The organism is Nocardioides sp. (assembly GCF_004803405.1).
Classification (GTDB): domain Bacteria; phylum Actinomycetota; class Actinomycetes; order Propionibacteriales; family Nocardioidaceae; genus Nocardioides; species Nocardioides vastitatis.
Window position 1 is genome coordinate 68,622 of the sequence record NZ_SSXI01000229.1, and the last position, 11,422, is coordinate 80,043.

The following is an 11,422-nucleotide window of genomic DNA, read 5'->3' on the forward strand; positions in this document are numbered from 1 at the left end:
TCCGTGTGCGGAGTAGCGGGCGCGTTCCAGCAGCAGGACGGCAAGCAGATCGTCTCGGTGATGACCGACCGGCTCGCGCATCGCGGGCCGGACACGCACGGAGTGGTGGAGCATGTGACGCCCAGCGTCGCGGTGGTGCTCGGGCACCGTCGGCTGTCGATCATCGACCCGAGCGCGGGCGCAGACCAACCGTTCGCCCGCGGCGGGCTGACACTCAGCTACAACGGCGAGCTCTACAACTTCCGCGAGCTACGGAGCGAGCTGGAGTCGTCCGGGGCGCGGTTCACGACCGGCTCCGACACCGAGGTGGTCCTCGAGGCGTGGCGGCGGTGGGGCGCTGCCTGCCTGGAGCGCTTCCGGGGAATGTTCGCGCTCGCCGTGTACGACGAGGACGCCGGCTCGCTCACCCTGGCGCGGGACGGCCTCGGGATCAAGCCGCTCTACGTCCTGCCGCGTGGCGACGGCGTGGTCTTCGCCTCCGAGCTCAAGGCTCTCGCAAGGGCCCTCGGCGAGGAGCTGCGCGTCGACCCGGCCGCCATGGTGGCCTCGGCGCTCTACTACTGGGTGCCGCCGGGCCACTGTGGCCTCGCAGGGGTCCACCAGCTCCCCGCCGGCACCTGGCGCACCTACCGTTCAGACGGCACCACGGTCGGGGGCACGTTCTGGGATCCGGTGGCGGTCGCGGCGGAGGCCTCCGCCGGTGACGGGTCAGCCCGTCCCGGCCTAGCCACCGTCATCGAGGAGTCGGTCACTGCCCACCTGGTCGCGGACGTCCCGGTCGCGACGTTCCTGTCCGGCGGCCTCGACTCGAGCATCATCACCGCGCTCGCCCACCGGCAGGACCCCGGGATCGCGGCATACACGATCGCGTTCCGCGCGGTCGACCAGCGCCTGGAGGCGATGCCGGACGACGCCTACTACGCCCGCCGACTCGCCGCCCACCTCGGCATCCGGCTGCACGAGATCGAGCTGCAACCCGACGTCGTCGAGATGCTGCCGCGGATGGCGGAGGTGCTCGACGAGCCGGTCGGCGACCCGGCCGCCATCAACACCCTGCTGCTGTGCGAGGCCGCCCGCGCCGCCGGCGTGAAGGTACTGCTGTCCGGGATGGGGGCCGACGAGCTGTTCGGCGGCTACCGCAAGCACCTGGCCTGCCTCATCGCGAGGAGGTACCGAAACACGCCCCGCCCGCTACGCCATGCGGTGCGGCGCACGGCCGGTGCGCTGCCCGTCGCGATCGGCGGGCGCGGGCTGCGCACCGTGCGGTGGGGACAGCGGTTCTGCTCCTTCGCCGAGCTCGGCGAGGAGGAGGCCTTCCGCCGCTCCTACACGCTGTACGACGCCGGCGAGCTGGGCGCGCTGCTCGACCCCTCCCTGACGGCGACCATCGATGACCTGCTGGCGGAGCACGCGGCGACCTACGACGACCATCCCGCCGCCTTCGACGGCCCCGACCAGCACGTGAACCGGATGTGCCTGGCCGACGCCCGGCTGTTCATGCAGGGTCTCAACCTCACCTACACCGACCGGGCGAGCATGGCTGCCTCCACCGAGGTTCGGGTGCCGTTCGTGGACCGCGACGTCTTCGCGGCCGCCTTCGCGCTGGGCGGACGGGACAAGATCCGCGGGCGCACGCAGAAGGCGGCGCTCAAGGACGTCGGCCGCAGGTGGCTGCCCGCCGAGATCGTCGACCGACCCAAGGCGTCGTTCGGCGCCCCGCTGCGCGCGTGGGTCACCCACGACCTGCGTGAGCAGCTCGATGACGTGCTGGTCGGAGGGGAGCTGGTCGCCTCCGGGTTCCTGAACGCGGGATCTGTGCAGCAGCTCCTCACCGACCAGCGCACCAACCGCCGTGACACCAGCAAGCAGCTGTGGCAGCTGCTGTCGCTGGAGCACTGGTACCGCTCGATCCGGAGCACGGGGGTCTCAGCATGAAGCACGTCGCGCAGAACTACAGGACGGGCGAGCTGGCCGTCCTCGACGTACCCGAGCCGGCCTGTCTTCCCGGCGGGGTACTGGTGCGGACGCTCTACTCGCTGATCTCCACCGGCACCGAGCTGATGAAGGTCTCCGAGGCCCGCCTGTCCCTGGTCGGCAAGGCGAAGGCACGACCCGACCAGGTGCGCAAGGTGCTCGACTCGATGGCTCAGCAGGGCCCGGCGGCGGCCTACCGGAAGGCGATGGGGAGGCTCGACAGCTACACCCCGCTCGGCTACTCGCTGTGCGGCGTCGTCGTCGAGGTCGGCGCGGGCGCCGAGGAGTTCGCTGTCGGCGACGTCGTGGCGTGTGCCGGCAACGAGTTCGCGCTCCATGCCGAGGTCAACTGGGTGCCGACCAACCTGTGCGTGCCCGTGCCCGAGGGCGTCGCCCCCGAGCACGCCGCGTTCGCCACGGTGGGCGCGATCGCGATGCACGGCGTACGACGCGGCGAGGTGCAGCTCGGCGAGACCGCCGTCGTGATCGGACTCGGCCTCGTCGGGCAGCTCGTCGTACGTCTGCTGGTCGCCGCCGGTGTCCGGGTGGTCGGCGTGGACACCGTCGCCGACCGCTGCCGGCTCGCGGAGAAGGCCGGCGCCGTCCTCGCGGCCGGGCCCGACGCCGAGGGCGTCGACCGGCTCCGACGCACGCTCGGCGATCTCACCGGGGGCGCGGTGGGCGGGGGTGCCGGCGGTGCCGACCACGTGTTCCTCGCCGCGGGCGGCTCGACGAACGGGCCGGTGGAGCTGGCGGTGCGCCTGGCACGGGACCGCGCCCGGGTCGTGGACATCGGCAAGACCAGGCTGGAACTGCCGTGGACCGACTACTACGAGAAGGAGCTCGACGTCCGCTTCTCGCGGTCCTACGGCCCCGGACGGTACGACGACCGGTACGAGCTCGACGGCGTCGACTATCCGGCCGGGTACGTGCGCTGGACTGAGCGGCGCAACCTCGGCTGCTTCCTCGACCTCCTCGCCGGCGGGTCCCTCGACGTCGGCGCGCTGATCGACGGCGTCCACCCGATCGCGGACGCGGCCGCTGTCTACGAGCGGCTGCGGGCCGGCGAGCTTGCCGGGATCGGGATCCTGTTCGACTACCCCTCGGCACGACCGGACCAGCCTGCTCGTGCCGCAGAGGGACCCCACACCGGCGGCACGGGCAGGCGCCCCCGGCCGATGGGGCCTGACGGGCGCGTCGGCATCGGCTTCGTCGGTGCCGGCAGCTATGCCTCCTCCATGCTCCTGCCCCATCTGGCGCGGGACGCGACGGCAGACCTGCGCACGGTCGCGACCACCCGGTCGCTCAGTGCCGCCAACGCCCAACGCAGCTTCGGCTTCCGACGGGTCAGCACCGACCTGGAGGACGTGCTGACCGACCCGGCAGTGGCCGCGATCTTCGTCGTCACCCGGCACCACTCGCACGCCGACCTCGTCTGCCGGGCGCTCGAGGCGGGCAAGGCGGTGTACGTGGAGAAGCCCCTCGCCCTGACCTACGACGAGGTCGACCGGGTCCTCGCGACGGTCGCCCGCACCGGGAACGACCGCCTGATGGTCGGCTTCAACCGACGCTTCGCACCGCTGCTCGGCCACCTGCGCGAGGGCTTCGCGAACCGCGGCGGCAGCCCCCTGCACATCCGCTACCTCGTCAACGCCGGCACGCTCAAGGACGGCAGTTGGTACCTCGATGCCGGAAGGGAGGGCAGTCGCTGGGTCGGCGAGGGTGGACACTTCGTCGACACCGTCAGCCACCTCGTCGGGGCCGATCCGGCAACCGTCTCCGCGGCCGGGAGCGGCGACAACCGACATGTCACCCTGGAGTACCCCGACGGGTCGGTCGGCATCATCAGCTACCTGACGACCGGGAGCGGAAGGTTCCCGAAGGAGACCCTGGACGTCACCGGCGGCGGCTGCAGCGCCCGACTGGACAACTTCGTGCGCGCCAGCGTCTGGCGGGGTCGCACCAGAACCGTGCATCGCAGCCTGCTCGGCCAGGACAAGGGGCAGTCGACACAGCTGGCAGCGTTCCTCACCGCAGTGCGCACCGATGCGCCGATGCCCGTCCCGCTCGGCTCCCTGGTCGCGACCACCCGAGCGACCCTCGCGGGCGGTCTCCCCCGCCCCAGCGAGACGGGCGTGACATGACCGCCGCGAGGGGGCCCGGCTGGTACGCGCGCCGGCTCGCCCGGATGAGCGCCGCCGAGATCGCCACCCGGGTCGCCGACACGAGCCGTCACGTCGCCTGGGGGGCTCTCCAGGTGCATCCCTGCGAGCTGGACACACGCCCCATCGTTCGACCCCACAGCACCCGGCCGGTCCTGCTGCCGCCCGTGCCCCTGCCGAAGGGAGCCGAGCAGCGCGTGCCCGAGGCCGCCCGCGTGGCGGTCACCGCGGCCGCCGACGCGATCCTCGCCGGGACCTGGGAGACGCTCGGCGTCGTACGCCCTGACAGCGCCGACCCGGACTGGTTCCTCGACCCGGTGACCGGGCGCCGGGCACCCCAGGACCGGTACTGCTTCTATGTCAACCACCGCGACGAGGCCGTCGTGGGCAATGTGAAGCAGGTCTGGGAGCTCTCCCGCCACCACCACCTCACGGTGCTCGCCGCGGCCTGGTGGCTCACCGGCGACCAGCGGTACGCCGCCGCGGCCGCCTCGCAGCTGCACAGCTGGATGCGGGCAAACCCGTACCTCTCCGGGATCCACTGGACCAGCGGCATCGAGCTGGGCGTTCGGCTGGTCAGCTGGGCATGGGTGCGCCGCCTGCTCGACGGCTGGGCACCGGTCCGCCTCTTCTTCGAGGACAGCGACCTGGCACTGCGCCAGCTGTGGTGGCACCAACGCTGGCTGTCCGCCCTCCGCAGCACCGGCTCGTCGGGGAACAACCACCTGGTCGCCGAACAGGCCGGCCGGCTGGTCGCAGCGTGCGCGTTCCCGTGGTTCGCCGAGAGCGACGCCTGGCGGGCCGACGCGGCGCGGCGGCTCGCCCGCGCCCTGCAGGACAACACGTTCGAGTGTGGGCTGAACCGCGAGCTCGCGACCGACTACCACCGCTTCGTCACCGAGCTCGGGCTGGTCGCCGCGGCAGAGGCGGACGCGGCAGGTCACCCGTTGGACGAGGCGACCCGATCGCTGCTGGCCGCCTCGGTCGACGTCGCAGCGGCGCTGCCCGACGCCATCGGCCGGCCACCGCGCCAAGGCGACGGCGACGAGGGCCGGGCCCTCGTCCTCGACGGCGGTGGACACGAAGAGGCCTGGGGCGGGCTGCTGGCCGCGGGGGCGGTCTACGCCGGTCCGCTCCCATGGTGGCCCGCGACCACGCCGACAGTCCTCTCCGTCGCGATCGAAGCCCTCGGGCGCTCGCGACCCGACCCACGCCGGGCCGGGCCTCGACCCACGTCGCGCGTGCGCTCGCCGCGGCCGGACACGTTCCCCGATGCGGGCCTGACGCTGCTGCGGACCGACCCGGCGGCGGGCGAGCCGGAGATCTGGGTGCGCTGCGACGGCGGGCCGCACGGGTTCGGGTCGATGGCGGCGCACGCGCATGCCGACGCCCTGTCGGTGGAGGTGCGGGCGGGTGGCGTCGACGTGCTGGCCGACCCGGGCACGTACTGCTACCACGGCGAGGGCGCCTGGCGGTCGTACTTCCGCTCGACCGCCGGCCACAACACCGTCGAGGTCGACGGGCAGGACCAGTCGACCCCGGGTGGCCCCTTCCTATGGAGCCGGAGCGCAGGCAGCACCGTCGACGCCGTGATCAGGCGGGACGGCGCGGTCCGGACCTGGATAGCGCATCACGACGGGTATCCGGGCGTACGTCACGCGCGCAGTGTCACCCTCTCCCCCGAGGACCGCTGGCTGACTCTCGTCGACGCGCTCACCACCCGGGACGGGCGCCCCCACCGCTTCCGGCTGATGCTGCACCTCGGCCCGGACGTGCGGCTGCTCGACGCCACGGACTCGCGCTCTGCGGCGCTCGTCTGGCCGGGCGGCCAGGCGACCCTTCTGCTGGCCGACGGGATCACCTGGTCCGCCCATCGGGGCGAGGTCGACCCGCCGCTGGGGTGGTACTCGCCCAGGTTCGGCGCCAAGGTGCCCACCACGGTCCTCGTCGGCGCCGGCGTCGTCCACGGGGCGTGCGAGCTGACCACGAGTCTGGCCTTCGCCACGGTCCGCCGCGCCCCGGCCGGGTCAGCGACGAGCATCCACGCCACCTCAGGGGGAGGGAGACGTACATGATCGGACAGTCGCTCGACAACCGGCCCGCGACGAGCCGGAGGAGGGTGAACCATGGCTGAGCAGGCAGTCGATCTGCGCTCGGCGCTGGCCGCCTGGACCCGCCATCGGCTGCTGATGGGGCTGGCCGGCCTGCTCGGCGCCGCCGCCGGAGTGGGACTGGCGCAGGTCGTGCCGCCCTACTACACGAGCACCAGCCAGGTCCTGCTGCCGATCGCACCCGCCGAGTCCGAGGAAGCCGGCGACCGAGACCGCGACACCGAGATCGAGATCGCCTCCAGCGACGTGGTGCTCGGCCCAGCCGGCCGAGCGGTCAGCCCGCAGCTGACCCCGGCGCAGGCCGAGGACATGGTGTCGGTCGAGGCGCCGAGCGACGATGTCATCGCTTTCCGGGTGAGGGCCGAATCGCCCGCGCAGGCCGAGGCCCTGGCGAAGGAACTCGCCAAGGCGGAGGTGGCGTACTCCAACGGCTCGGCGGGATCGCTCACCCGCGCTCGCAGCACCGCGCTGGTCGAGCGGCGGCAGACGCTCAAGGATTCCCTCGACGCCGTCAGCGCAGAGATCGAGACGACCAGCCGGCGCGCGGCCACGGTTTCCCCGACATCCCCTGCGGGTCGCGCCGACGCTGCCGCGCTCGCCGAGCTGACCGCGCAGCAGGCGAACCTGGTCCTCCAGCTGGACTCGGTCAAGAGCCAGCTCCTGGAGGGCCAGGGCGTGCGCGCCGCGCGCGTGATCGAGAGCGCCACGCCGGCAACGTCCCTCAGCGCGCCCATGCGATACGGGCTGTTCGGCGCCGGTGGTCTCTTCGCAGGGGTCCTCCTGACCGGGCTCGTCCTTGCCGTCGCGGGCCGCCGCGACCGGCGCCTGCGGAGCCGTGACGACATCGCCGACGCTCTGGGCTGCTCGGTGGTGACGTCGGTCCGTGCCCGTCGGCCGCGCTCGGTCTCGGCGTGGCGCCGGCTGCTGGCCTCCTACGCCCCCGACACCGTCGACGCGTGGGCCCTGCGCCGCATCCTGCACCGCGTGCATCCCGCGCCCTCCTTCGGGAGCGGGGCCGGCTCGGCGGTCACGTCGGCACGGGCGTCGGTCATCGTCATCACGCTCACCGAGGACGAGGGTGCGCTCGCGATGGCGCCGCAGCTGGCGTCGTACGCCGCCACGACCGGCGTGGCGACTCGACTGGTCATTCATGGGCGGGACGAGTCGGCGGCAGCGCTGCGTGCGGCTGCCGGCCGCGAGACAGGGAGCGCGTCAAACCGACGCGAGGGCCTGCTGCTGGGAGCTGAGCCGGGTGACGCCGAGCTCACGGTCATCCTTGTCGTCGTCGACCGCAAGCGCCCGGTCGCCGACGACCTGGTCGCGGCACAGGTCGACATCCCCGACGGCCGAGCCACCACACTCGTCGCGGTCGCGTCGGGCTTCGCAACGGCGCAGGAGCTCGCCCGCGCGGCGGTGCTGATGGACGACCAGCAGATGCGGATCGACGGCGTCATCGTCGCCGACCCCGACGACCTCGACCGGACCACCGGGCGGGTGGGCGTCGGCGGCGCGCCGCCGGGACTCCTGCCGCCGGGACTGCCGACGCGCCTGGCGGCTGTGCCGATCACGCGCTCCGGCTCCTCGAAGGGCTACCGATGAACTGGCGCATCGACGCGCCAGTCGACGACTTCGAGCCCGATACGCCGCCGGGACCGGTCACGAGCCTGCGCCAGGTACTGGCGACGTTGCGGCGCTGCTGGCGGACCTGGATCGCGCTGGCCTCTGCGGGACTGCTCCTCGGCATCGCTTGGGCCACGACGGTGCCGGCGCTCGAGCGGGCTTCGGTCACGCTCCTGCTCGCCCACCCGACCGGCGTGGACCCGCTCTCCGCGATGGCCACCGACCTGAGCATGCTGCGGACCCGCACGATAGCCGAGCAGGTGACCTCGGAGCTGCATCTGTCGATGACGCCTTCCCAGTTCCAGGACGCGATCACGGCGACACCGGTCACCTCGACGGTGCTCGAGCTGACGGTGCAGTCGAGCGTCGACGGGCTCGCCCTGAAGATCGTGAAGGTGCTCTCCGCGCGCTACCTGTCCTTCCGCGGGGACCAGCTCAGCTCGCAGGCGGAGGCCCTCCAACAGGGCTACCAGGAGCGGATCGACGCCCTCGAGCAGCAGGTGCACAGCCTCAGCCAGCAGTACACCCGGCTCAGCCTCGGCACCCCGGACGAGCGAGCCCAGGCCGGTGACGTCCTCGCGCTGCGCTCACAGGTGACGTCCCAGATCACGACGCTTCAACAGGGCATCGAGGAGTCGCAGATCGGCACCACGTCGGTGATCCGCGCCAGCCATGTCCTCGACCCGGCGCGGGCCCTCTCCGCCGGGACCCGCAAGAGGCTCGCTCTGGCCGGTGCCAGTGGCCTCATCGGCGGGTTGGGGACCGGCATCGCCGTCGTCCTCGTGCCTACGCTGCTGTCCACCCGGCTGCGCCGCCGCGCGGACATCGCGGAGGCGCTGGAGACCGTGGTGGTGTGCACCGTCCCGCGGGTGCGCGGTCAGCGGCCGGTCGACCGGGGCCGGACCGTGCTGGCAGCGGGGATCCAGTCAGTCTGCCGTGACCTCGACGACAGCGGTCGGGTCGACCTCGCGGTGGCGACGGTCGACGAGGCTCGCTGGGCCCCCGACGTCGTGGCGGAGGCCGCGGCCGGGCTGGCGGCCCCGGGTCGCTCGGTCCTGGTGGTGGACCTGAGCGCCGAGGGAGGCATGTCGGCCGCCGTCGACCGGGTTCGGGCCCGCGGCGCCGCGTCTGTCCCACTGGTGTTCCGGCCGGAGGGACCCTTTCCGGAGCTCACCCGGGGGCCGCTCCGCGGCCGGGCCGGCGCCGACCTGGACGAGATCACCGAGACGGCCTGGCTGGAGGCCGCCGTCGTTCTCACACTCGCGCCGCTGGAGCTTGACGCGGGGATCGACGAGCTCGCCAGCTGGTCGACCGACATCGTCATGCTCGTCACTGCCGGCAGGACCGGGGCCGAGCGCCTGGGCAGCCTGGGGGACCTCGTCCGGACCGCGGCGCTCGAGCTCCGCGGGGCGCTCCTGGTTGGCACCGACCGAACCGACGAGAGTCTCGGACGGAGGGCCGAACCGGCCGAGCCCGAGGCGGTGCGGGCGACGTCATGACCGTTTCCGCCCTTCCGCGCCGGACCACCGAGGCGGCGCCGGTCCCGGGGCTCCTCCGGCTGACCTGGGCAGCCCTCTTCCTCAACGTCCTGGCGTTCGCGGGATCGGTGATCCTGGTGCCGATCCCGGAGTCGCTGGGCCAGTTGGTGACCCAGGGCGCGCTGCTCCTCGCCGCGCTGCTGGCGCTGATCCTCAACCGGCGCGCCACCCTTCGGCCGGACGTCTTCCTCGTGCTGCTGACCGTCCTGGCGGTGGTCACCCTGATGACCAGCCTCCACAACGAGTTCCTGCTGAGCTCGACGTTCCGCGCCTGCCGGCTGCTCCTCTTCCTCGGGGTGGTGTGGCTGCTGACCCCGTGGCTGGGCAGCCGTCAGATGGAGCTGCTCCGCTGCCACCGGCAGTGCCATTTCGTCGTGCTCGGCCTGGTTCTGCTCGGCGCACTGGTGGCGCCGGGCCTCGCCTTCTCCTTCCAGGGCCGCCTCTCCGGCGTGCTGTGGCCGATCCCGCCGACCCAGGTCGCCCACTACGCGGCGATCCTGCTCGGCACGTCGACGGTCCTGTGGATGTGCCGGGTCATCGGCGGCCGCGACGCGATGGTCGCCATCGGGCTCAGCAGCATCACACTCGTCGCGACCCACACCCGCACCGCCCTGCTCGCCGCCGTCATCGGGCTGGTCTTCGCCGGGGCGAGCCTCTTCTTCCGGCACGTGCGGGTGCGGCGGACGAGTGCGGTGGTCGCAGCGTTCGCGGTGCTGGCCGCCACCGTCTTCGCCACCGAGCTGACGGCCTGGGTGCTGCGGGGGCAGACAGCGGAGGACGCCGGCCGGCTGACCGGTCGCACCGACGTGTGGGCGCAGGTGATGGCCCTCGACCGGCCCCTACGGGAGCGGCTCTTCGGCCGGGGCATGTCGGACCAGTCGTTCAACGGGCTGGCGATCGACAGCAACTGGGTCGCCACCTACCTCGACCAGGGCTGGTTCGGCGTCTCCGTGATCGCCGTCGCGCTGATCACGATCCTGCTGCGCGCGATCACCTATCCGCCACGCCCGCAGCGCGCGGTCGCACTGTTCCTGATCGTCTACTGCATGGTCGCCTCCATCACCGAGACCGGTCTGAGCACCGCCTCGCCCTACCTCCTCGACCTCGTCGTGGCGGCGGCCCTGGTCGCCCCGTCGCGCCGAGTGCGACCCTCCGACCCGCGAGGAGTGACATGAGGATCCTGATCGCGCACAGCCGCTACCGGGCCACCGAGCCGTCCGGTGAGAACCTCGTCGCCGACCAGGAGCGCGCGCTGCTGGCCGGCGCTGGCCACCAGGTCGAGCTCTACCAGCGGTCGAGCGACGACGTCGCGGAATGGTCTGTCGGCCGCAAGGCGAGACTCGGTCTGACGAGCATCCGGAACCCAGCCGTGCATCGCGAGCTCGGCCGGGTCCTCGACCGGTTCCGCCCCGACGTCGTCCACGTCCACAACACCTTCCCGATGCTCAGCCCGTCGGTGCTGCACGCCTGCGCCGCGGGGGGCGTTCCTGTCGTCGCGACGATCCACAACTACAACCTCCTCTGCCCCTCGGCGTTCTTCCGGGACGGCCGGGTCTGCCACGACTGCATCGGCGGAGCGGTCGTCCCCGCACTCGCGCACGGCTGCTACCGCGACTCCCGGCTCGCGACGCTCCCGGTCGCCGTCGGCACGCTGGTCAACCGTCCGAGCTGGCGCGACCTGGTGTCGGCGTATGTCTTCATCTCGTCCGCCCAGCGCGATCTGATGGGGTCGCTGGGGCTGCCGGCGGACCGCACCTTCGTGAAGCACAACTTCGTGATCCCGGCCGATCCCGCTGCGGCAGGACCGCGGCGCGGCGTCGTCTTCTCCGGACGTCTCACGCCTACGAAGGGCGTCGAGCTCCTGATGCAGGCATGGGACCTGCTTCTCGCACGCGGCGTCCGGGACCCCCGGCTGCTGGTCGTCGGAAGTGGCCCGCTCGAGGAGCGGGTACGCGCCTGGGCGGCGACGCGGCCGTCCGTCGTGCTGACCGGCCGGCTGGCGCCGGCAGCGGCCCGG

Annotated in this window: 7 protein-coding genes; all 7 read left to right on the forward strand. The window is 72.7% G+C overall.

Features of this window, described 5'->3' with window-relative positions:
* Positions 1-3: 3 nt before the first annotated feature.
* Entirely contained in the window at positions 4-1,935 is a 1,932-nt protein-coding gene (asnB, locus tag E7Z54_RS16530) for an asparagine synthase (glutamine-hydrolyzing) (RefSeq protein WP_136435545.1), read from the forward strand.
* Positions 1,932-4,118 (forward strand): bi-domain-containing oxidoreductase, encoded by a 2,187-nt coding sequence (locus tag E7Z54_RS16535; protein WP_136435547.1) that lies wholly within the window; start codon positions 1,932-1,934, stop codon positions 4,116-4,118. Before asnB ends, E7Z54_RS16535 begins: the two co-directional genes overlap by 4 nt.
* Positions 4,115-6,211 (forward strand): alginate lyase family protein, encoded by a 2,097-nt coding sequence (locus E7Z54_RS16540; RefSeq protein WP_136435549.1) that lies wholly within the window; start codon positions 4,115-4,117, stop codon positions 6,209-6,211. The genes E7Z54_RS16535 and E7Z54_RS16540 overlap by 4 nt, the downstream gene beginning before the upstream one ends.
* A gap of 51 nt (positions 6,212-6,262) precedes the next feature.
* On the forward strand, positions 6,263-7,846 hold the full coding sequence (locus E7Z54_RS16545) for a hypothetical protein (RefSeq protein WP_136435550.1): 1,584 nt from the start codon (positions 6,263-6,265) through the stop codon (positions 7,844-7,846).
* Entirely contained in the window at positions 7,843-9,366 is a 1,524-nt protein-coding gene (locus E7Z54_RS16550; RefSeq protein ID WP_136435552.1) for a hypothetical protein, read from the forward strand. The genes E7Z54_RS16545 and E7Z54_RS16550 overlap by 4 nt, the downstream gene beginning before the upstream one ends.
* A complete protein-coding gene (locus tag E7Z54_RS16555) occupies positions 9,363-10,580 on the forward strand; it encodes an O-antigen ligase family protein (protein ID WP_136435554.1) in 1,218 nt (405 codons plus the stop codon). Before E7Z54_RS16550 ends, E7Z54_RS16555 begins: the two co-directional genes overlap by 4 nt.
* Positions 10,577-11,422, forward strand: an 846-nt coding sequence (locus E7Z54_RS16560; RefSeq protein ID WP_136435556.1) for a glycosyltransferase, incomplete at its 3' end; no start/stop codon positions are given. The genes E7Z54_RS16555 and E7Z54_RS16560, both read left to right, overlap by 4 nt.